Genomic DNA, 23,769 nt, shown 5'->3' on the forward strand with positions numbered 1-23,769 from the left:
TAGGCTCGGGCTTGAAGAGGTTAATATATAACTTATGATTATCTAGCATCATACGAAGTTCCGTGCCCCGTGACAACCATTACTAGTTGAAGCGAAACCGTCTATAGTTATATCACATCTAAGATTTATACCACATCTCTGAGGAAGTCATGAAGGGAGCTGGAACGTTTGAAGATTAAGCAAAGTAGAGATCTACGTACACGTGTATACTCATGGGCAGCAGGAGTCACTATAGCGGCATGGTTATTGGGTTATAGTGCTGCACCGTCCTATGCCTCCGAGGTGTCCGAGGCGTATGCGCCCATACAAGCCGAGATCGAAACCAGTGCAGTGATTGGAACTATTAAAGATTCAGAAAACGCTCACAATTATATTCAGCCCGCAGCAAAGGGTGGGTTTGTAATGCTGAACGTCGAGGACATTACAGAAGCAAGTGTGGTACACGTCACGTACGGCAAGCTGGACAGTTCTCTAGAGACTGTATGGAAACACCAGCAGGACCTGAACGTACAACCGGGAACAAGTAGCAGGGGAGTCCAGCGGGAGACGTCAGATGGTGGGTTGTTGTTTCTGATTGATTATACCCAAGCGAACGGAATGCGGGATTTGCAGGCTTCACGATTGGACGCGGATGGAAACCCCTTGTGGTCCAAAACATTACCGACTGATGGCTTGATATCTCAAGGGCAGGGTTCTCAGGTAGGACTGGAGCCACTTGAGGATGGCAGTTTTCTAGTCTCCTCACTGAACCTTGCGGAGCAGTCCTTCACTGTACTCAAATACACAGAAGATGGCGATATACAATGGCATCGAACGACGGCCGGGGTGACCTCAGGTTGGCTGGTTGGCAGTCACAATGGATATTATGCGCTTTTGAACAGCTCAGATGGTCCCGTGGGGGTACAAGCCGATGTGTATGGTCGTAATATCCGTGATGTCCATCTAGACTTAGGATCAGGTAAGGAAATTGCCGCGGTACGTGAGTTGTCCAGCGGTCATATTGCTGTAACAGGGCTTAAAGGAAACAGCAAGCGTACCCAGGTGTTAAGTAATGGTCTGCAATTGTTTAGTAATACAGAGGACTATGCCGCTGACCGGGTGTATCTGCCTGAGGAGCAGTTGTACGTCCAGTTCAGTGATCAATATGATCCACTGGGTAAAACCACGAAGATGCATGGCATTACTATCACAGGCTTAAAAGGAAATGGCACGAAGGTGTGGGAAACGAAGACTCATTATAAGGAAGATAACTCCTTCGGCATCCGATATGATACGGGATTGATATATAAGATTCCTTCAGGCTACGCGGTGGTGACATCTACAACAGGCGCTCAGAAGCCAATAGTACTCGATTTTGCGAAAATATTGATACCGGAGTAATCCGGTGTCTTTTTTTATGAAATCGAAGAAATAGCAAGTAGGTATGGCACTGTGGTGTGGCATAAGAAACAGCCTGCTTGTATATAAAATACAAGCAGGCTGTTAATGGGCTTTATGTCTAGGATGCAACGTGGTTGGACTGTAAAATGGCAGACAACTTCTCTTGGAAAGACGGAATGCCTACACGCTGTACATACGCATAAAAGCTTTCGCCAGCAATCCTATTTTCTTTGTAAAACAGAATAAGCTCTGCCAATACAGGACCAACCTGATCGCCACGCACGCGGCCTTTGAGTGCCTTGTTGAACTGGGCATCTGCTCCAAGTGCCCCGCCGACAGCGATGTCGAACGCGTCAACCATGCCTTCAGGTGTCTTAAGGAGCGAGCCTTGCAGTCCAATGTCGGCAATATGCTTTTGACCGCAGGAATTCGGGCAACCAATAAAATGGATGCGCACCTTTTCATCCAATTGTACGTGCTGATCCAAATACTCGGCAACGTCAATCGCTCGCTTTTTCGTTTCCACAATCGCCAGATTGCAAAACTCATTTCCTGTGCAAGATACTGTACGGCTCATAAAATGCTTGGGCTGTGGTGTCAGGCGTTGCAGCACGGGAGCTTTTAGTAGCTCATCTACTTGATCATCCGGCACACCGCTCAGCAAAATATTTTGCGACATCGTGGTACGAATCTGCCCATCACCGTAGCGGTCAGCCAGGTCGGCCAGTTCATGCAACTCGTCAGCACTGAGGCGACCAACAGGTACGTTCAGACCGACATAGTTCAGACCTTCTTGGGCTTGGGGATGTATACCGTCAAAATAGGCGGCTTGCCAGCCAATGGTTTTATCTTCACCTCGTCCCGGCATTTCGCCAGTGTACTCAGTCAGCTTGGCCAGGAATTTGTCTGGGCCCCAATCGGCAACAAGGAATTTCAGACGGGCATGGTGCCGTTTTTCCCGATAGCCGTAATCACGGAAGATGGTGGTGACAGCAATAGCAACCTTCAGTACTTCCTCAGGACGGACAAACAAATCCAGCGGATGTGCCAAATGCGGCTTGGCGGATAGTCCACCGCCAACCATCACATGGAAGCCAACCACTTCTTTTCCGTTAAGGATCTTGGTTGCCGGTGTGAAGGACAGGTCGTTAATTTCAGCATGTGCATTATTGTACGTATTACTGGAGATGGACATTTTATATTTGCGCGGAAGATTGGAAAAGTCGCGATTCAATAAGAAAAAGCGGTTTACTTCATCTACAATCTCCTGAGTATCCACCAGCTCATTAGGATCAATGCCAGCCAGAGGATTGCCGACAATGGTACGAGGGCAGTCCCCACAGGCTTCAAAGGAATACAAACCAACCTTTTCCAGCCGTTCGAAAATATCCGGCAAGCTTTCAACGGTCAGCCAGTGAAATTGAATCGCCTGACGGGTGGTGACATCCACAAGATCGCGCCCGTACAGTGCGGAGATGTCCGCTAAGGCACGTGCCTGGGCTGAAGTCATGATCCCTGTATTGATGCGGACGCGCATCATGAAATGACCATCCTTGGGTTTTTGCTGGTAAACACCAGCCCATTTGAATCGGTCCATATCGTCCGCAGAGATCGAGTCATACCCTTTGTGTGCATAGCTTTCGATGATGGTACGTATAACGTCGAGACCATCCTTTTCCAGCTTGACTAACTCAAACTTGTTAAGCTTATCGGGATGAGCATTCCAGATGGGTTCATAGGCCATCTTTTTAACCTCCTTCATGTGTCTTATTTATACTTGAGATTTTAGATATAGAACTCACGATTTTTTATTTCCGACAATATAACTAAGATATAATGTGATGGTATCATAGTTGGTTATGCCCGTAAACGAAGGAATGGTCCAAAGGGTATAACGATTTTTTATTGTTTTTGCTTATTTTTTTGATATAAGGATTTGGAAAATTTATAATATAAATAGTATGAGAGGATAGGGATGTGGCAAACGGCGCTTTTTTAGAAAAAGATAGGGCTTAAAGCGATTGTATGCGTGTCCCCTCTATGGTAGATTTGGACTAACTGATAGAACAGGGTCATGTTAGAGAGGAAATGGTGAGTATATGCGTAAGATGGGGAAAAGGGTAGCTGTGCTGGCTTTGGGCAGCGCTCTATGTGTTTCTGGAACGGCAGGTGCAGCCAGCAGTGGAGCTGCGTTGAAGGCCAAGGTCATTAATGGCGGGGTCTATGTTAACGTAAGTGATATGAATAAAGCATTAGGAACCAGCGGCGCGTATAACAGCGCAAATGGTACATATACGTTATCGGCCGATCGTGTGCCGCAGGTCGTTAAAAATGTATCTCCTTCGGTAGTCGGCATCATTGGCCGTTCTGCGACAGGAGAGACCGTAGCAGGGGGAGACCGATACAACCTGGCTCACGGCACGGGTGTCATCATTCGGGCAGATGGATGGATTGTTACGAACGCGCATGTAATCGAAGGATTAGGTGATGCCGTAGTTGTAACCTCGGACGGAAAATCTTACGGAATTATCGACAGCTACAGCGATCCGATCAGTGACTTGGCGTTGATTAAAATTAAGGCAAGCGGTCTTAAACCTGCTACCTTTGCAGCTTCTACGAATAGTTTACAGGTAGGCGAGCAGGTAGTAGCTATCGGTACGCCGATCTCCTTTTCACTTCGTAACTCGGCAACCTCAGGTGTTGTTAGCGGGCTGAACCGTGGTGTCAACGCTGCGTATCGTCTCATTCAAAGTGATACCGCGATCAACCCTGGTAACAGCGGTGGTCCGCTGGTCAATCTCAAGGGCGAGGTTATCGGGATCAATACAATGAAGTTCTCAGCGGTCGGAATTGAAAATATGGGCTTTTCGATTCCGGCGGATACAGTGAAATATGTCATCAATCAATTTTTCAAATATGGTGAGGTTCGACGTGCTAGTCTTGGTCTAGGGCTTGAAGAGAGCTGGTCGGCTATCGTGGGGTTGCCTACCGAGGACCCTTTGAAAGTCACTAAAGTCACCTCAGCCAGTGCCGTACAGGTTAAAATCAAGGAAGGCGATGAGTTGTATAGTATTAACGGCAAGCGTGTAGCTTCCGCCATTGATGTCAATGAGCTGCTTAAAAACTATCAACCGGGCCAAACGGTGAGTGTACTTATGCAATCGGACGGTGATATTGTGAAGCGCAAGCTGGTACTGACACAGGATACTGGTGAAATTTATGACTCCATTCAGTCTGGAGAAGATCTTGAGGATTCGAATGAATCAGGAGCTGCTGTAGATGACGGTATAGCGCCTTCGAAGGAAGCGTCAGATTCAGCTACGGGAAAGTGAACGATAACGGCTCATCAATCTATAAAATAAAGCTAAAGGGAGATTTACTGTGAAGCATATGCAAAGAAAAATGATGCGTAAGCTGGGGGTCGGCGCTGTCGCATTGTCCCTTCTGCTTACCGCTTTACCACCAGTTGCAGCAGATCAAGATAAAAACATATTGGAATTGCGTCTGCAAAGCGGCAGCAATACAGCGATCGTGAACGGCCAAAATGCGAATATTACGAAACCCTATTCCAAAAGTGGAGCACTGATGGTTCCGGCTGGTGTGTTTAAAAAGGCATTTAACAGCAAAATTCGCCTAGCTGAAGATAATGTGGTTAAGATCACCAGCGGCACTCACGTTGTATCGCTGACAATCGGTAGTCGTACAGCCTGGGTGAGAGGACACAAGGTGACACTTCCGGCTCCACCGGAAATGTCGTCAGGAATCCTCATGGTGCCTTTGCGTCAAGTAGCAGAAGGACTGGGCGGTAAGATGGAGAAGAATGGCGCAGGAATCATCATTCGGATGGAAGCCCAAGAAGAGGCGGGCACGGTAGCAGAAGAATCACCGAACATTGATAATGATGAGGGCAAGACGCAGATCGGGAATAGTTACTACGATTGGTCCATGAACTATCCAACAGGACTCGTTATCGGTCAGGGGGGTGGAGATGAGAGTATTTCCACATTTATGGACGAGAACAGTGCATACTATATGGAAGTACACACAGCATTACAGCCGGTTCCATTGAATGCAGACGATTTGTTGCAACAATTGGTGCAGGCAGCCAAGGAAACGGGAGAAACTGTAGTGGACCGAAAATCCTTCCCGAAAGCGAAAGTGCCTTATGCTCGTGTTATTACGAAGGATGGGGACGGCGTACTGTGGGAAAATCGTCAGTACTATGACAACGGACGACTGTATGTCGTTTATTTTTCCGATGCTAAAGCAACGAACTATAAAGATCTGGCCCAGTATGCTGGACTGTTGAACTCATTTAAAACCTCTTTTAATGCACAGGATAAAAGTATTAAAGACTTGTCCACTGTTATAGGAGGCACACGAGAGGCTGGGAATCCAGACTACGGTGTGTCACTTAAAATACCTGCAGGCTGGAAAATGGACGACCAACGAATGCAGTATGAAAGCAATGACGGATCAAGCTTCCACATGAAAATCACCTCTGCTCCAGCAGATGGAAAATTGGAAAACTGGGGTCAGCAACTGCAAAAATGGCTGAGCGATTCATTTGTGTCCACAGCATACGAGGCACAAAAGACGTACCCGCTGGAGGTTGCAGGTGTTCAGGGATTAGTGCAGGAGTACCGCTATAATTTTGGGGATGGATGGGTCAAGGAGTACAATGTGCTGATTCAGCAAAATGGATATCGCTACCTGGCTGAATACGCAGTGCCTGAAAAGGTAAGCAAGGGAAATGACCAGTTCAACGCGCTCATTTCTTCGCTTCAAATCGATTTTCAAACAGTAGCGAATAACTTTGGACAATTGGAAGAGGATGACTACCTGGCGGACAAAACGAAAACGATCAAAAAGACGTCTAAAGCATATGAGTATACAGTGAATATCCCGCGGTATTGGACTGCGGTTAGCGATCAATTTGAATTGGGCGATATAGAGTATCAATTTACCGGAGGGCGTTTTTCTATCAAAATCGACAACGACCAATCCTTTGAATTGACGGTATCCCAGCTTAAGGACTTCTATGATAAGCAAGCCAAGAACTATAAAAACCTTAAAGTGGAGGAAGTTAAGGATGTAACATTTGCTGGTGTGTCGGCAGTGTCCTTTACATTCCACCGTGTGGAGGAAGGCATCGGTTATACAGGTCGCCAAATCGTTCTGGAGCATAACGGTAAAACATATACCGTAACAACGACATTAAACGATGCAAACAACACGGGTGTACAGTCCAACGCACTGGATTCGACACTGAATTCGTTTAATTTTGTGAAGTAAGAAGGTGTGGGTAAAAGATCAGTGAGTTGTAGTGGGAAGAGGCTACGCGTGCCATTTGATCCTACGATCGCTGTTGACCCGGGATTCTTGGATTGTGTAAGGATTGAATAGTAAGAATCCCAGGTCAAAGGCGAACGCTCGCGCTTCTTCGGATTCAAATGGCCCGCTTCGCTGGCCACCGCCAAATATCCCTAATCTTTTAAAGAGTGAAGTAAGCAGGGAAGTGCGAAGGCTGCTACTTTTACGAGGCTTATTCTGCCTTTTTGCTATAATACGACCTAGCTTTAACATGCAGCTGTTTCGTGCGGCAAGGTCAGTAAGCTTTGGTAATAAGAAAAAATGGAAGGCGAAGTATAGGGGGAATCCGAAAATAATTACGCTAAAGGCAGTCGACAAAAGGAATTGGGAAGAATGTGCTGAACTTGAACCGAGTCCTGAACAACAAAGATTTATGGTATCTAACCTTTACTCAATTGCCGAATGTCAGTTTTTAGATGGATTTGTATCTAAAACAATTTATAATGATGACGTATTGATTGGCTTTACGATGTTTGGTTTAGACCCGGATGACGGAAACTACTGGGTTTACCGATTTATGATTGACGAAAGATTTCAAGGTCGAGGTCATGGTTACCATGCAATGTTGCTGGTTATCGACGAAATCAGGAAAGCCAGTGATAGGACTGATGTTATCATGATTGGATATAAACCAGACAATGAACTAGCTAGAAAGCTATACAGAAAATCTGGTTTCAGGGAGGAAGGAATATCACCCTGGGGAGAAATGCTTGCGAAGTATAGGTTTGCCTAGTTAATGATATGATGACGCACCTCCAAAGCACCGCTAACCCGGATTGGAGGTGTTTTTGTGCTTTTAGTATTATATTTTTAAGGAATCGCTTGGAAAGTGTAGAAGCTTGGGGCGCAGTCTGGTACACTAGATTAGTTACAAGATAAGAATAATTTCTGCCGCAGATGTTTGTGATGCGGATTTTTTGAGTTGGATGCGATTCAGGCAAGGTACCGATGGTTCAGCGTGTGAATGATCGGACAAGATGATAGAGACAGATAGGCTTAAGAAATAAGATTCTTAGTAGGTTTCCATATCCCTGACTGAACATAACCAGCTTTGGAATGAGTGGATGGAACATTAATGAGATTACCAAGTAAGCAGCATAGCTGCCCTGAAAACAACGATGCTCCAATGAGGGGTCATTCGTTTTCAGCATATAGGGAGGGCAATAATGAAATCAGCAGTACGAAGAGAAGATGTCGAGCTTCTGGCACCAGCAGGTGACTGGGATTGTATGCGTGCGGCGGTAGCGAACGGAGCCGATGCGATCTTTTTTGGAGTGGAAAAGTTCAATGCACGGGCACGGGCGAATAATTTTCGCATGGATGAATTGCCCGAAATTATGGCCTTTTTGCATAGCTACGGAGTTAAGGGCTTTTTGACATTCAATATACTAGTATTTGAAAATGAGCTGGAGGACGCTAAAGAGTTGGTCGATGCCTGTATTGATGCCGGTGTCGATGCCCTAATTGTTCAGGATATGGGCTTGGTGAAAATGATTCGCGACATTTCGCCGGATTTTCCGATCCATGGTTCTACTCAAATGACGATTACCTCGCCGGAGGCTGTAGAATTCACGAAGCCGTACAACATGGAACGGGTTGTGCTGGGGCGTGAAAATAATCTAAAACAGATTCAAAAAATTGGCGATCAAGCAAGGCTTCCGATGGAAGTATTCGTGCATGGAGCGTTGTGCGTATCTTATTCAGGCCAATGCCTGACTTCAGAAATGTGGGGCGGACGCTCTGCAAACCGTGGTGAATGTGCACAGGCATGCCGTTTGCCTTACGATTTGATGGTGGATGGAGAGCAAAAGCCGATGGCCGATGTGACATATCTGCTATCCCCAAGGATCTGGCAGCCATTGATTTGATGCCAGAACTGATCGATGCAGGTGTGGTTTCCTTTAAAATTGAAGGGCGACTGAAAACGCCTGAATATGTAGCGAATGTGGTTAGCAAATATCGCAAGGCCATTGACAAGTATTTTGACGGCGATACGTCCAAGACGAGCAAAGAAGATATCCGCGAGCTGCAGCAGAGTTTTTCACGCGGCTTTACAGACGGGTTTCTGGAAGGAACGAATAACAAAAAGCTGGTGGACGGTACGTTCCCGAAAAGCCGGGGCGTGTATCTCGGCCGAGTGGAGCAAATCCTACGTGATGGTGTAGTATGCCGTATTGACGCCCCGCTCAAGCGTGGCGATGGTATTGTATTTGATGCAGGAGATCCTACGCAAAAAGAAGAAGGCGGACGCGTATACGATATCCGCCGCAAGGGCGTGAAGATTGAAGGCGAAGCCGGAGAAGGATGGATCGTTGACATCGTAGCGGGACGCAACGATGTGGATCTGCGCCGTGTGCACGTGGGCGACCGTATTTGGAAGACCAACGACCCGGCGCTGGACAAGCGTTTGCGCCAGTCATACGAAACCGAAAAGCCGTACCGTGTCTTCCCGGTACATGTGCGGGTCAGCGGCTCCCCAGGACAGCCGCTGTCAACATGGTGGACCGACGTGCAGAAAGGCACAACGGTCCGTGTGGACTCCGAGTTGGAGCTTGAAATCGCCCAGAAGCGTCCGATGACGCACGAACTGCTCGAAGAGCAGTTCGGCCGACTGGGCGGAACCGTGTTCCAGCTGGAGGAGCTGGACGTCCATCTGCATGGGGACGTCATCGTACCCATGCGCGAGCTGAACAGCATCCGCCGTCAGGCGGTGGAACTGCTCGCGGGCGAGCGCCCCAAACCACCCGTATACACGAAGCGGGCGGTAGAGGTGTATGGCGATGCAGCGACTCCGGCATCGTCTGTGGCACGCGGTCAGGCAGAGCTGACCGCGCTGTGCCGCAGCCTCCCTCAGGTGGAGGCTGCGCTTGAGGCCGGCGTGGAGTTCATCTACGCCGACTTCGAGTTCATCAAGCAATTCCCGGCAGCCGTAGAGGCTGTGCACGGCGCTGGGCGCCGAATTGCGCTGGTGACTCCGCGTATTCACATGCCAGGCGAAAACGGATATCACAACAATATCCTGCGCCTGCAACCGGATGCTGTGCTGGTACGCAATCCGGGAGCATTGTATTTTTACATGCGTCACCGCTTGGAGAACCCGGATGCACATCATCCGCAATTGATTGGCGACTTCTCGCTGAATATCGCCAACCATAAAGCGGCTGACCTGTTCCTGGATTCCGGCTGCGACCTGGTGACACCGTCATATGATTTGAACATCCAACAGATGGTCGATATGCTGGGACGTACACGTACCGACAAGCTGGAGATCGTCATCCAGCAGCATTTGCCAATGTTCCATACCGAACACTGCGTGTATTGTACTTTTATGAGTGAAGGCACAGACTACACCAACTGCGGTCGCCCATGTGAGGATCATCGCGCATCCCTGCGTGATCGTATTGGGATGTCTCACCCGGTTCGTGTGGACGAAGGATGCCGTAATACGGTGTACAACGCGATTGAGCAATCAGGCGCGGAATACCTGTCTAACTTCCTAGAACTAGGCGTGTCCCGTTACCGCGTGGAATTTTTGGAGGAGACACCAGAGCAAGTTCATGAGGTTATTGATCTCTATAACCGTGCTTTGCGCGGTGAAATCAGCGGAACACAAGTATGGAAGACGCTGAAAGCGACGAATCAGCTAGGGGTTACACGTGGGCAACTGGTGAAGTAACAAAGCTGTTATAGAAAAAGCGAAAAGGGTATGTGCTTTGACAGCACATACCCTTTTCTATTTAAAATTACCATTGAGCCTCTTATTGCTATACTTTTTGGGCGCTTGTTTTCTTAGAAAAAACAATAAATTTTTGTCCAACATAATTAATTAAAGTATAAAAAACATTCCCGATTAGAATAGACACGTTGCCTAGAATCTCATTATTTTTAATGCTCAAACTTGAGATCAGGTAGTGACTGATTAGATAGCTGAGACAATACGACAGTATATAGCATATCAATATAATAGAGATGAACTTCCAAATGGTCTGTCCATGGTTTGCATCATTTTTGAAGGTAAATCTTTTGTTTAAGAAATAGCTTACAGTGGCGCCTACAGAATTACCGATAAAGGTCGATAACCAGTAGTTAGTCTCTAAAATATTAAATAGCAAGAACATGACGGACATGCCGCATATTGTATTTAGAACACCTACGACAAGAAAACGGAAAAAACTATTCTGAAATAAAGTCAAATTAGTCACCTGTTCGCATCTGTTATTGGACCGCTACAACTTCCCTTTCACTATTATTCACTTTTTTTGTGTTTTCAGTATCTAAGGTGCTCTGGGACTCTAATATAGTCTCAATAATATATTTAGGTCTTTGTTTTACTTCTTTATATATTTTACCGATATATTCGCCAATGAGTCCGAGTGCGACGAGTTGTAGACCGCCTATGAACCAGATGGATAACATTAAAGAAGACCAGCCCCAAACGGTGGTGCCAAGGAACTTGCTAATAAGGGTATAGGCAGCTATTAATAGGCTTATGCCAAACATTCCAAAACCCACAGCCGAAATAAGCCGTATCGGGGTTACGCTAAACGAGGTGATTCCATCGAAAGCAAAAGCGAGCATTTTCTTTAAAGGATATTTGGATTCACCTGCAAAGCGTTCGTGTCGATCGTAATACACTTCAGTAGACTTATAACCTATTAACGGAACTAGACCACGTAAAAAGAGATTTACCTCTTTAAAATTGGCTAATTCCTGGAGAACCCTTTTGCTCATTAAACGGTAATCTGCATGATTGTATACGATATTAACGCCCATTTTACTCATCAGACGGTAGAAGCCTTGGGCTGTTGAACGTTTGAAAAATGTATCGGTAGTTCTACTTTTTCGCACCCCATACACGATGTCATTACCTTCTTTGAATTTTATTATGAATTCTCGGATGGCATTGAGATCATCCTGTAGGTCAGCGTCAACGGATATCACACAATCTGAGGTTTCTTTAGCTTCCATTAACCCAGATAATAGAGCGTTTTGATGGCCCGCATTTTTCGCCAATTTGAGACCACTGACAAAAGGATTTTTTAGATTATATGATGCGATGATGTCCCATGTTTGATCACGGCTACCATCATCAACAAACAACATTTTACTATGTTTAGAAATGAGTTCGCTCTCAGCCAACTCTTCCAGAATCACCGTAAGTCTGCTTATGGTTTCAGGCAGTACTTCTTCTTCGTTATAACAGGGAATAACTAACGTTAAAACAGGGTTACTGATTATTGAATCCAAAGAACTCTCTCCTCAAATTTTGGCTTATCTGGTACTCAAATTTCTATCTTTTTTAGTCTATAATATGGTTTACTTAAATTATATAACAATGCAATGACTAAGTGCTATAATAAACTATTAGCAATTTCCAAACGTTACTCAAACTATTGAATAATTTAGTAAGATTTGTCGAAAAGGAGTTTTACCTATGAAAATCCGTAAAGCAATTATTCCTGCTGCGGGATTAGGAACCCGGTTCCTTCCTGCGACCAAAGCGATGCCTAAAGAGATGCTTCCCATTGTAGACAAACCAACCATTCAATATATTATTGAAGAAGCTGTTGCATCTGGTATAGAAGATATCATTATCGTTACTGGTAAAGGCAAAAGGGCAATTGAGGATCATTTTGACTACTCCTTCGAGCTGGAGCATAACTTGACTTCGAAGGAAAAATGGAACCTGCTCAATGAAGTACGCAAGCCATCAGAGATGGCAGATATCCACTATATTCGTCAAAAGGAACCTAAAGGCTTGGGGCATGCCATCTGGTGTGCACGTAAGTTTATTGGTGATGAACCTTTTGCCGTCCTTTTGGGTGATGACATCGTAGAGTCTGAGAATCCATGTCTCAAGCAGATGATTGACGTGTTCGATGAGTATCAGCGTTCTATTGTAGGTGTAAAACAAGTCGATTGGAACGAGGTACATCGTTACGGGATTGTTGAAGGCCATGCACTTACTTCCAAAATCTCTGAGGCGGAACGATTGGTGGAAAAGCCTAAGAAGGAAGAAGCCAACTCCAACTTAGCGATCATGGGACGGTATATCTTGACACCTGATATTTTTGATATCCTGGGTCAGCAATCCGCCGGAGTAGGTGGGGAAATTCAACTGACGGACGCATTGTCCAAACTGGGAGAAAAGAGTCCGATCCTAGCCTATGAATTTGATGGCAACCGCCATGACGTTGGCGAGAAGCTGGGATTCATTGAAACGACCATTCATTATGCTCTACAGCATAACGAGATTAAGGATGAAGTACTGGCTTATATGAGACAGGTTATTGAAGATATTGACCAACAGAAATAAACCTTACTGTAAGAAGTAGGACTGATCCCTATTTGTAAGACAGAGAGCAAAATACTTTTCAGTTTAAGGACCAGTTGCTAGAAACGAACTGGCGATTGGTTATTTAGTTCTGTTGAATGCAAATTAAGGTTAGTAGGTAAAGTAGTCCTGAACCGTCCGTTCGACGATATCCGTTGTTGTATAGCTCAAACCTTGAGATAGCACGTTTCAGACTTTAACGTGGAATGGAACGACTTGATGGAGCATTATCAGCAGTCCCCCCCCTTGCGGGGGAGCTTATGGTAATGCTTTTTACCTTTCCAACTTTCTGATACGCTTTGGATTATAAACGCTGCCTTGATTGCTATGGAGTATTGTACCTGGTAGAAACGGTAATTGGTGAAGCGTATCCAAGACAAACGCGGTATTTTTGCTTGTCAGCTACACTTTATGCCACAATTTCTCCATTGAAATTCAAAGATACTCGACAGATACAACATTTTCTCGCCAAACGGTAAATACGTAATTTCCATAACGATTTTTTGCATAGGGCTTCGATCCCGAATTGGTGCTTTAATAGAGATGCACTACTATATAAGTTGGCTGATTCTGTGCGTTTTCGTTTCTTGAGTTTGAGATGACATTGTAACTGCTCACCCTACATGATTTATTGTACAAGTTTATGATTGACCTTATGCTCATAAGAAACAAGTCCGTGGCCTTCCTGTATCCATACCGAGTTTTATGCTGTATGTAGAGTTCGCGAACATTCCTACGAGAAGTTCTTCTCCACGGCCTCGTAGCTGCTTTCTAGTGGAAGTATATGGCTTGAGGAAGACCTATCCATCACAAGCTTGACTTCAAATTCACTTTTCCCGAAATAGATTTCCCCATTGTACTAAGTAGTCTCTGGTGACATCCCCCTTCAACTCCTTGTACTTTTTAGATCGTCTAATTGTTGCTTTAAAAATCAATTTTCCGCTTTTTGGTTGCTCAAACTCTGAATGTATGCTCAGGTTCTTTTTTATAGCTGTATTGTTTCCGAGAGGCAGCTTTATCCGTTTCAATTCGCCGTTAAGATACGACCTTAACATGATTTTTACTTGTTCTTATTTCATATGCCCAATTGCTCCATGACTTGTCAGGCCGAGATACTAGCCAGTATCAGGAGATGCTTTCATTGTGTAAAAAAGGTAAAAATTTTAAATAGATGTAATAAAAAGAAACTTTTTTTCTCTTGATGCGTCTTATATATTGAGAGGTTGCCCATTGAGGTTCTCTCAACTTTATCGAAGGGAGGGATTAAGATGAATTCTCCAGAATTAGTCTTTTTCGAACAAGAGGACACCCTTGATTTGGACTTACAAATTAATGATCTAACATTAAAGCAAGCGAAAAATCCTTGCACAAGCACTGTAACTTGTAGTGTTTCTAGATGCCTTGGTACACATGTGACTTGTGAGTGTTGGTGCTAACTTTAAAAGAAATCTGACCCTGGATATTATTTCATACATCCAGGGTCTTTTACTTCAGGAGGAGGTTATCCTATAGTGGATAAAGTTACAAATATAAATATGTTTCAGTCATTAGATTTTTTTATGGTGAGAGTACCACTACTGCCTATTGATTTTTACTATAACTTATTCAGTGAAAGTACTACATATGATGTGACAAGGAACAAGGCTTTATCTTTGTTAACAGACCCTGTTATACGGGAAGCGATCACCATAGCCAGCCCTTCACTTATGAATTCTATCAATAATGTCCTAACCAATAAAAATACTAAAAAAATGAACACGGTGCTACGGGCAGTTGTGAATTATCTAATCAGGCTTTCTTCAAGAGCTACACCTTATGGGATTTTTTCTGGGGTTTCTATAGGTCTCTTTTCGGAACTTAGCTGCTTGGAAGTGGGTGATACTAGGCAGAACAGGAAAATATCCCGTCCAGATATGGAATGGATCATGGGATTGGTTAGATATTTAGAGAAAGAGGGAAATGTGGTAAAACAGTTGGCGGTGCGGACTAATCCAACCTTGTATTTATCTGGTACAAGAATAAAATTGCCATTTTTAAACTATATTGAACAACACCACGATCCTGATGTAAAACGAATGAAAAGTAGTTCGATAAAAGCGTCCAAGCCGGTTCAGCTTGTGATGGATTATGCACAAACTCCGATTCCTTTTGCTAATCTAGTTAAGAAAATACAAGAAGAGTATCCCGAAAACAAAGAAACTTTAATAACTGAATTTCTGATGAAGCTATTGAATCAGGAGTTTTTAATTAGCAATTTGAGACCACCATTATGCATAGATAATATGGATTTGCCTTTTGAATATCTACGAAAACAGATAGCACCTATAAACAATATTGAATATATCAAAAAAGGTCTGGATGAAATTAGTGAAGAAATAAAACAATACGATGATTCTCCAATAGGTAATGGGGAATCCTTGTACAATCAGCTATGTATAAGAATGAGAAAATTAGTTCCAACGAAGGAAACTTTGCAGATTGATATGGAGACAAAAGTAGAAGAAGCCTTTTTAAGCCAAAATGTCTCTAAAGATATTGCTAGATCAGCAGAGATCTTATGGAGGCTGTCGCCGGATTTGAGCAATCCTCATTGGACACAGTACCGAAATGATTTTATAGAGAAATATGGTATTGATTGTCAAGTTCCGATCTTAGAGCTTTTGGACGAAGATTTAGGGTTAGGGGCTCCACCTGATTATAAATATCCTGAGAGTAGATATAGTTTAGAACACCCTATACTAAATGCAGAGAGAGAGAAGGTTCTGGCAAACTGGATTACAAATGTTATTAAAGAAGGAAAAATAGAAATAGAACTGACGGATGAAAAATTAAAGAGAATCGAGACTTTATCTGATGAGCTTTTGCCCCCTACCTCTATAGAAATGTATGTTACCATAGCAGCAAATAGCGAAGAAGCTTTGAAAAATAACGAATATAAGATCATTATCAACCCCAATTCGGGAAGTGCAGGTGCGGGTAAAACATTTGGAAGATTTGGACCAATCCTAGATAAGACTGCAAGAGAGAAGATCACGAACACGTATAAAATTCAAGAGGAATACAGAAAAGATGCTATATTTGCTGAACTTGTATATTTAACGGTCAATAGTAGACATTCTAACGTAGTGATTACCAACAAATCATGTAGTCACCAAATTGTGTTGGGAACTAATTATTCCAATGTAGATACTTCAAAACAAATTTCAATTTCTGATTTATATGTAGGATGTACCCACAATTACTTTTATTTAAAGTCACAGTCGTTGAATAAAGAGATAATCCCAGTTTCCACCAACATGCTAAATTACAATAATGCTCCCAATGTATACCGCTTTTTAATGGAAATTTCACAAGAAAGACACAGAAGCATTTTGCCTTTTCAGTGGGGAGGCCTATCGGAATTCCCTATGCTGCCTCGTGTGAAATATAAAAACATAATTTTATCTTTAGCGAAATGGTCGCTTGATAAAAATAACGATGAATTAAAAAAATGTAAAAACGAGGAGGATTGGATTGAGGGTTTTGAAAAGTGGAGAGGGGAGTGGCGCGTTCCAAGATATGTTTATATTACCACTTCTGTTTCAGATAACAGAGTACTAATTGATCTTAAAAATGAGTTTTTCATATTAGAGTTATTTGAGAAATATCATAAATTAAGTGATTCACAATCATTATGGTTAACCGAGAGTGGATTTGAACCAAGTGACGTATGGGCTAGAGGGAAAGAAGGGCGCTTTATCGCAGAGTACGTTATTCCCTTAGTAAGGACAAATGTAGAGGAACCTTTGACCCCGAAGCAGTGTGAAGATATGAATCTTATTCAAAGACCAATCAGAGAGCATTCAAACATTATATATTTACCGGGAAGTGAATGGCTTTATATAAAGCTTTATGGTATGTCTGAACGAGAGGAAGAGTTTATTGGCAATTACATTAGAACATTTTGTGAGCAGGTAGAGAATCAAGGAATAATAAATCGTTATTTTATTGTTAGGTATAAAGATCCGGATCATCATATACGGTTACGACTTCATGGTGAGGAATCCGTTGTTTGTAAACAACTAATCCCTGCTATTCATATGTGGGCTAGACGCCTAAAGGTTGGAGGTCTACTAAGTAAAATAATATTTGATTCATATGAGCCGGAAATTGAGCGATACGGTGGTAAACGTTTAATTAGTATAGCGGAGCGTTTTTTTGCTGTTGATTCGAAGATTACAGTAGAACTGGTCTCTTTAAAATATAACAATAAGTTGAATGTTCCTATAGAGATTATTGGTTTCATTAGTGTAATTGATATTTTAAATCAGTTTATACCAGCGGTAGAACGGCAAGTTACTTGGTTTCATGAAGAAGAATGGCATATGGAGCATGTAAAAGATTTTATGAAGGATCGCACTTTTTATATAATTTTGTGCGATGTTTCGGACAATTGGTCCTCACTTAGAAATTTGGAGTACGGGGACTACTTATTATCTAAGTTTCAAGAGCGAAAAAAAATAATAAATGAATATAAAGAGGCACTTGAACATGAAAAGGATTTAACGAATACATTTTCCAATATTCTAGGTAGCCTCATTCATATGCATTTAAATCGTCTTATAGGTACGAATAGGAAAATGGAAAGAAAGATAATGTCGTTGTTAAGTCATTCTTTATATCATTTTAATGAATCAATAAAACACAAGAAAAAATGTATTTCAAAGGAGTCGAACGTTGATGACAGTAGTACAAAACAATAAGAGCCTGCATAACGATATTATAAAAATTGTAAGTGTTATAAGTGCCAGGTTGACTGACCCCCAGTATGTACAGACTATATGTTCTTCTGAGCAGAATCATGTAGATAAACAAGAGGAGTTTAATTGGAATGATATAAGCCTGGCAACTGGATTTCCGGCAATCAGTATTTTGTATGGGAGACTAAGTACTGTATTAAAGGATGAGAGATTAAAAGAGTATGCACACTCCTACCTTTTAAGTACTCGTGAATCATTAAAGAAATCAGGAGCGTCATTATCACTATGGGAAGGATTATCTGGTGTTGGATTTGCCGCATATCTATTATCTGACAATGGTATAAAATACAGAAGATTTATCAACCAAATTAACACTTTGATATTGCGTCATGGTAGTGCTGATCTACTGAATGCAAAAAGTGGGCTGGAATCAGGTACGTCAATTAATGATTATGATGTAATTTCCGGATGGAGTGGCATAGGAAGGTATCTGTTACTGTTCTCTGATATACCTGAAATTAGGGAGCTCCTTATTGGTGTTCTTGAGTATCTTGTTCTTCTAAGTAAAGATAGGATTATCAACGATAAACAAGAGGTTCCGAATTGGTATATTTCAAATAAATATTTACTTTCACATGAAAAGGATGAATATCCATTTGGATATTTTAATATGGGTTTAGCCCATGGAGTTCCTGGCCCCTTGGCATTATTATCTATAGCGTTACTTCAAAATATAAAGGTACCTGGTCAAATAGAGGCAATTCAACGATACTGTGACTGGATAACAAAATGGAAATTGGAACAAACAGATAGAATACAGTGGCCCTTAATTATAAGCTACGAAGAATTTACTAACGATCAATTATACGCTAAAAAACATCGGGATGCTTGGTGTTATGGTTCGGCAGGTGTTGCGAGGAGTCTATTTTTAGCAGGTAGATCCATCGGGGATAGAAGCTTGGAGGTTTTAGCTGTAAACGCATTTAAATCGATATACAAAAGATCTATCGAAGAGTGGAATATTTATTCACCAACGGTATGCCACGGATATTCAGGATTATTGAAAATTACCTATCATATGTATCGGGACACACACGATCCTGAATTGCAAGAAAACTATCAAAGCTTGCTCCGAACGGTCGTTAAAATGTTTGATGAAGAATCGGCATTTGGTTTTTATGATTTATATAGGGATTCTAATTCTACTAAGAATTTAAATTATGTAGGTTTACTTGACGGTGTTTCGGGAATAGCCATGACATTACTAGATTCTCTTTATCCTGATGAAAAGGATTGGGGGGCGAGCTTATTGATTTGCTAAGGTAATAAGTAAAGTAACGGATGAATTACTCAAACCACAGAGAGAGACTGGTTAGCATTCTTAATCGATAACAGGGTTACAATTCCACTCAAAAGATGAACAATAAAAAGGGGTATCTCAAAGGCAGTTTTTTATAGTGAAACAGCCTATGAGACGAATTATAATTAACTTCATGAGAAAAAGCGTAGGTTACAAGGCTGAATTAGTCCGAAATCTGCGCTTTTTGATTCACTAGAGTCTGTAAGATAGTTTGTTTAGTAAAATGGAAGTCATAGAAAGGGGGAAGAATACATGGGGCTTTGGTCAAAAGAGCAACTGCGAGCTTTCATTAAGGAGAAAAACCAGGTGACTGCACAGGAGGTGTTGGAAGTAGAAACGGACGCGCACCTGGGCTAGGAGGAGCAAGAGATCAAGGGTAAAATGACGCCAAACAGCCGTAACAGCAATAGCAAGAAAGAACGTCGTCAGCGAGTATGGCGAGCAGAAGCTTGCTGTACCTTGACGTGACGAGCGGTCAGCCAAATGAATGGAATAGCTCTTAAACGGCTTTGACGATTTGACGGGATGAGTAGATGCGCTGTATATAGGCGTAGAAAATGAATTTGATGAGCTTATTGCGATGATTGTTGTTTCGTCCCTTTCAGGGTAGGTTGCGTCTAAGGTGGTGTCATCGAGCCAATTCAGAGCCTCACTTACAACGTGAGCGAGTTGATCCTGAGGACTTCTCGAATGGACTCGACCCAAGCAATGACGACTTTAGGTTCCACCTTCTTTCCAGCTCCTTGTGCATTTTTTCTACTCTTACTTCTTCAAACTCCAAAGAGTGTTCACGGACCTTGTCCGTAGCTGTATCGCTTGCCCACAGGCTGCTCCAGACGGTATACTCCGTTTTTTCATCCACGTTTTGAGCTGTGTCATATTCCGTATCTCCAACTGCTCTATAACCTCTCTTACAGGTACTCCTGCCAATCTCATTTCGGGCGCTCTCACTTTTTATTTCTAACGGGTAACTCACTCTAGTTGCCAACGCAAAAACACCTTCAAGGTTATCCCCCTATCTTACGACAGGATTACATTCTCTTGAAGGTGTTTTAATTGTCTCACGTTGTGGGGTAGTCCCACATCCATTTTAGCAAGGATAGGCTTTTTTGTTTTTTAGGACATCCCATCGATTTATGGGACAGCCTCAAATAAACAAAACAGAGAACAACTAAACTCCAGGGACTATTCTCTTTTCAGTTCGTTTATCAGTTCTTTTTCCCTGGGATCAGCTTGAATCAGCTTATCGTACAATGCTTTGTCATCTTGTCCCTGCTTTTGCAAAGCGGCAATATAGTATCGGGTTACCTCACGATTCGTAGCGTCACTCAGATCGTCCTTCAAGCCGTTTTTCAGGATGACGGCAGCCTCGGCGGGTTTACCTGACATGAACTCAATTTTTCCAGCACTGAGCGCAATGCTTGGAGTTACTTCAAAAGTACGTATCAATTGAATTTCAGGTGGAATCGTCTTAAGATGAGCTACCCCATCTAGAACCTGCTGATAAGCAGCAAGACCTGCTTGGAAATACTTCTGTTCCTTGGCTGAGTCCTTAGCCAATCGAGCTTTATTGCCAAATTCAAACGCTTGGGTAATCAGCAAATTGTACCAATCCAGATCCCAGGTGAAGTTAGCACGGTTATTTTCCAAAATGGCAAATGCCTTGTCATTGTTTCCTTTAGCTTGCTCAAGTCGCATTTTGATAAACAGCATATTTCTATTATACGGTTCTGCCTGCAGCCCCAAATCAACAATGGCCATACCGCCTGTATAGAACTCTTCGCGTTTGGTTTGCTTGTAGACCTGATAATACATACTAGACAAACCAACAATTGAATCAATATGAGTTGGGCGCAGATTCAAATCCTTATTATAAGCAGCTTGTCGTTGTTCGAACGAATTGCTGCTTTCCAGCGCTTTTGCTTCCCAGGCAGCATTGCTGGCTTGTGCAAAGCGCAGCCCTACAAACAGAAGCACAATACTGAGAACACAAATGACGATACTATAAATCGGACGGAAACCTTCAGGCTTCATCGCCAAGCGTTTTACAGGTTGTGCATCCATTGCTGCAGCCATACCCCCGAGTCCAATAAACACCAGTATACCCATGAACACATAACTCATATTAAAGTCCAATAGACTATGGAGCAAAATGGACATTGCCAAGATCAGGTAAAGGAAGTGGCTATCCTGCTTTTCCTCATCGCTCTTGATGTAACCTTTAATGTATTTATAGAAGATATAAAGGATAAATGCCATAAAAATAATGAATCCAAGAATACCGGCCTCTACCAGATACTGCATGAAAAAGTTATGTGCCTGTGCGCTTGTGTAGCCATAGTCTTGATATTTTCCATACAGCGTAGCCCAACCGCCGCCACCTGCGCCAATCAACGGATAATCAGCAATTAGCTTGGAAGCATCGCGATAAAAGGTTATACGTTCCAGCACACTATGCTGTTGGAAGTTGATATTTTCCAGACGTGTCTCTACATTGGCTGGTAGAAAAGTTCGTAGTCCTGTACCAATGAGCAGGAACGCAATTACACCAATCACGACCACAGAGCCAACAGGCAGCCACAGATTAGAGAGTTTACGTGAGGCTAGACCGTGCATCCTTTTTTCCAAACGAGATCCCAGAGAGGTTTGTATAAGCCATAGAACAACTGCAGTCACCAAGGAAGTCCCAAGAAGCAGTCCCCAGCCTTTAGCAGCCACAGCACCGTTGTAGGTCTGATTCAGCTGTAATCCCCAATTTGTAATAGGACTCAAAATAGCAAGTGAAACGACACCCGCAATTGCGCAATGTAAAAGCCATAAGATTTGCCGCGCTGGCTTAAAGAACAGAAGTAAAAGAACAAATACGACTGGCAGCATTATGAGACCACCACGTGAAAGTGTCAGGAACAGTGATACCAATATAGGCACCAGCATAAAGGCATGAGTCGCTTTTCCATACCACGTCTTCGACTTCATCAGACAAAAGATAGCTGCGAACAAAAATGCCATCAAAAATGCCGCATATGTATTCGCGTACTGGAAGACGGAAGTGAGACGCGGACCATTAGTATCTATCTTTATGGCATCAACGTAGCGATTACCGCTTACCATTGTTGAGAACCAATCCACGAGTCGTCCGGCCAATGCCCACTGTCCAAACCAGTTGATGAGGCCGAAGCCTATAATAATATAAGCTACGGTCATAATCGCGGTTTGGATGATTTGGTTGCTCAACCGATCTCGCAAGGCGTACAATGTAATGATGAAGAACGAGGCATAGATGCACTGCACCACTACCATGTTCATCGCGAGATAATGAGAAGCAGCAGAAATCAATGAAAGCACGAACGTCAGCGGAAGTAAGATAACAAGCACAGCCAACCAGTCTCTTTGATCTTCCAATTTGAATTTCTTATAATAGGTTACGATTCCCAATATCAGCAGAATCGTGCTGATGATCAAAGCCCAATACAGAGGCTTCTCAAAGTCGAGCATTTGACCATTAAAAAGCGCCGCCTGGAAGGGGGCCCAAGCTAAAAACAAAATCATGCCAACAATTAACACCCAAAACATAGCCGGCCTTTTATCGTCACGGGTCGACGTTTTGGCCTGTTTCCCGTATACTGGATTCGACAAGGTTTACAATCTCCTTTTCTTGTAGATACGTCAACATTTTAGCATATAGTAGCTGTCAGAGCCATATCGCAAGAATGAACTTCCCACATATTTACATTGTTGTATTGTAAGAGACTTACCAAACCATGTTTAAGGTCGTGACACACTCGTATGAATTTAACTCAAAACTTTTCGAAAAATTTAAAGTTACTTTGGGAATTGTCTAAAAAGGATATACAATCTAGGTACCTTGGTTCATTTATGGGAGTACTCTGGGCTTTTATACATCCTATGGTATCTATACTTGTTTATTGGGTCGTATTTCAGGTTGGTTTTAAAAATGTACCTATTGGTGATACTCCTTTTATACTTTGGTTACTAACAGGCATGGTACCGTGGTTATTCTTTTCGGAAAGCTTGTCAACTGCAACCAATAGTATTATTGAAAACAATTATCTGGTAAAGAAAATTGTTTTCCGAGTAGGCTTGCTACCAATGGTAAAAATTTTGGCTGCTCTTTTTGTCCATGTTTTTTTTATCATCGTTCTTTTCATTATGTTCAAAATATACAATGTTGAATTTACGATGTATAACATTCAAATCCTTTATTATTTATTGGCCACCATTCTTCTTTCTTTGTCCATTTCTTACATAACAGCGACATTGGTTGTTTTTGTAAAAGATGTTGGTCAAATTGTAGGAGTGTTTATTCAATTGTTTTTCTGGCTTACGCCAATCTTTTGGAATTTGAATATTGTCGAGGATAAGTATCAGTTTTTCTTTAAACTTAATCCTGTTTTCTATATTGTTGAAGGATATCGTGATACCTTTATTAATCACAAATGGTTCTGGGAGCATCCATCCATGACGATCTACTTTTGGGCTATTGTGATCATCGCAGGTACGATAGGAATCAAAATTTTCAAAAAAATGAAATCTCATTTTGCTGATGTATTGTGAGGAGAAGA

The 23,769-nt window shown here is 42.7% G+C and carries 14 protein-coding genes and 2 pseudogenes; 11 read left to right on the forward strand and 5 right to left on the reverse strand.

From position 1 onward, the window contains the following. Positions 1-168 precede the first annotated feature (168 nt). Complete coding sequence (locus tag G7035_RS11160; protein WP_019688754.1) at positions 169-1,380, forward strand: hypothetical protein; 1,212 nt, start codon at positions 169-171, stop codon at positions 1,378-1,380. Positions 1,381-1,498: 118 nt separating this feature from the next. Here the strand turns inward: G7035_RS11160 and G7035_RS11165 are convergent, their stop codons facing one another. Beyond that, positions 1,499-3,124: a nitrite/sulfite reductase gene (locus G7035_RS11165; protein WP_019688753.1), complete on the reverse strand. Its 1,626-nt coding sequence runs from the start codon at positions 3,122-3,124 to the stop codon at positions 1,499-1,501. A 355-nt stretch (positions 3,125-3,479) separates the two neighbouring features. Between G7035_RS11165 and G7035_RS11170 the strand changes: the two genes are divergently transcribed. The 4 genes and pseudogenes from G7035_RS11170 (at position 3,480) to G7035_RS11185 (ending at position 10,429) form a co-directional block, all read left to right on the forward strand. Beyond that, a complete protein-coding gene (locus G7035_RS11170) occupies positions 3,480-4,712 on the forward strand; it encodes a S1C family serine protease (protein ID WP_019688752.1) in 1,233 nt (410 codons plus the stop codon). A 49-nt stretch (positions 4,713-4,761) separates the two neighbouring features. After that, on the forward strand, positions 4,762-6,675 hold the full coding sequence (locus G7035_RS11175) for a stalk domain-containing protein (RefSeq protein WP_019688751.1): 1,914 nt from the start codon (positions 4,762-4,764) through the stop codon (positions 6,673-6,675). Positions 6,676-6,964: 289 nt separating this feature from the next. Further along, a complete protein-coding gene (locus tag G7035_RS11180) occupies positions 6,965-7,486 on the forward strand; it encodes a GNAT family N-acetyltransferase (protein WP_230877428.1) in 522 nt (173 codons plus the stop codon). Between the two features lie 433 nt (positions 7,487-7,919). Continuing rightward, positions 7,920-10,429: pseudogene (locus G7035_RS11185) on the forward strand (U32 family peptidase). 88 nt (positions 10,430-10,517) lie between these two features. Here G7035_RS11185 and G7035_RS11190 read toward each other — a convergent pair. Both G7035_RS11190 and G7035_RS11195 read right to left on the reverse strand, forming a co-directional pair. Beyond that, positions 10,518-10,880: a GtrA family protein gene (locus G7035_RS11190; RefSeq protein ID WP_330165457.1), complete on the reverse strand. Its 363-nt coding sequence runs from the start codon at positions 10,878-10,880 to the stop codon at positions 10,518-10,520. Between the two features lie 88 nt (positions 10,881-10,968). Next, on the reverse strand, positions 10,969-12,000 hold the full coding sequence (locus G7035_RS11195; protein WP_019688748.1) for a glycosyltransferase family 2 protein: 1,032 nt from the start codon (positions 11,998-12,000) through the stop codon (positions 10,969-10,971). A gap of 187 nt (positions 12,001-12,187) precedes the next feature. Between G7035_RS11195 and galU the strand changes: the two genes are divergently transcribed. From galU to G7035_RS27895, 5 genes and pseudogenes are all read left to right on the forward strand, one after another. Continuing rightward, the gene (gene galU / locus G7035_RS11200; RefSeq protein ID WP_019688747.1) at positions 12,188-13,069 is read left to right on the forward strand and encodes a UTP--glucose-1-phosphate uridylyltransferase GalU; all 882 of its coding nucleotides are present in this window, start codon (positions 12,188-12,190) and stop codon (positions 13,067-13,069) included. A gap of 1,286 nt (positions 13,070-14,355) precedes the next feature. After that, positions 14,356-14,523: an FDLD family class I lanthipeptide gene (locus tag G7035_RS27890; RefSeq protein WP_192811795.1), complete on the forward strand. Its 168-nt coding sequence runs from the start codon at positions 14,356-14,358 to the stop codon at positions 14,521-14,523. A 75-nt stretch (positions 14,524-14,598) separates the two neighbouring features. After that, positions 14,599-17,829 (forward strand): lantibiotic dehydratase, encoded by a 3,231-nt coding sequence (locus G7035_RS11210; protein ID WP_019688745.1) that lies wholly within the window; start codon positions 14,599-14,601, stop codon positions 17,827-17,829. Beyond that, positions 17,807-19,147, forward strand: coding sequence for a lanthionine synthetase C family protein (locus G7035_RS11215; protein WP_019688744.1), 1,341 nt, complete (start codon positions 17,807-17,809; stop codon positions 19,145-19,147). Before G7035_RS11210 ends, G7035_RS11215 begins: the two co-directional genes overlap by 23 nt. Positions 19,148-19,438: 291 nt before the next feature. Further along, a pseudogene (locus tag G7035_RS27895) lies at positions 19,439-19,646 on the forward strand (transposase); the annotation flags it as partial. A gap of 189 nt (positions 19,647-19,835) precedes the next feature. Here the strand turns inward: G7035_RS27895 and G7035_RS11225 are convergent. Further along, positions 19,836-20,174 carry a hypothetical protein gene (locus G7035_RS11225; RefSeq protein ID WP_019688742.1) on the reverse strand — a complete coding sequence of 113 codons (339 nt, stop codon included), beginning with the start codon at positions 20,172-20,174 and terminating at the stop codon, positions 19,836-19,838. 197 nt (positions 20,175-20,371) lie between these two features. Next, complete coding sequence (locus G7035_RS11230; protein ID WP_019688741.1) at positions 20,372-22,822, reverse strand: O-antigen ligase family protein; 2,451 nt, start codon at positions 22,820-22,822, stop codon at positions 20,372-20,374. Between the two features lie 150 nt (positions 22,823-22,972). Here G7035_RS11230 and G7035_RS11235 point away from each other — a divergent pair, with 150 nt between their 5' ends. Next, positions 22,973-23,761 carry an ABC transporter permease gene (locus G7035_RS11235; RefSeq protein ID WP_026065453.1) on the forward strand — a complete coding sequence of 263 codons (789 nt, stop codon included), beginning with the start codon at positions 22,973-22,975 and terminating at the stop codon, positions 23,759-23,761. Positions 23,762-23,769 lie beyond the last annotated feature (8 nt).

Source organism: Paenibacillus polymyxa, assembly GCF_015710975.1.
GTDB classification, from domain to species: Bacteria; Bacillota; Bacilli; order Paenibacillales; family Paenibacillaceae; genus Paenibacillus; species Paenibacillus polymyxa.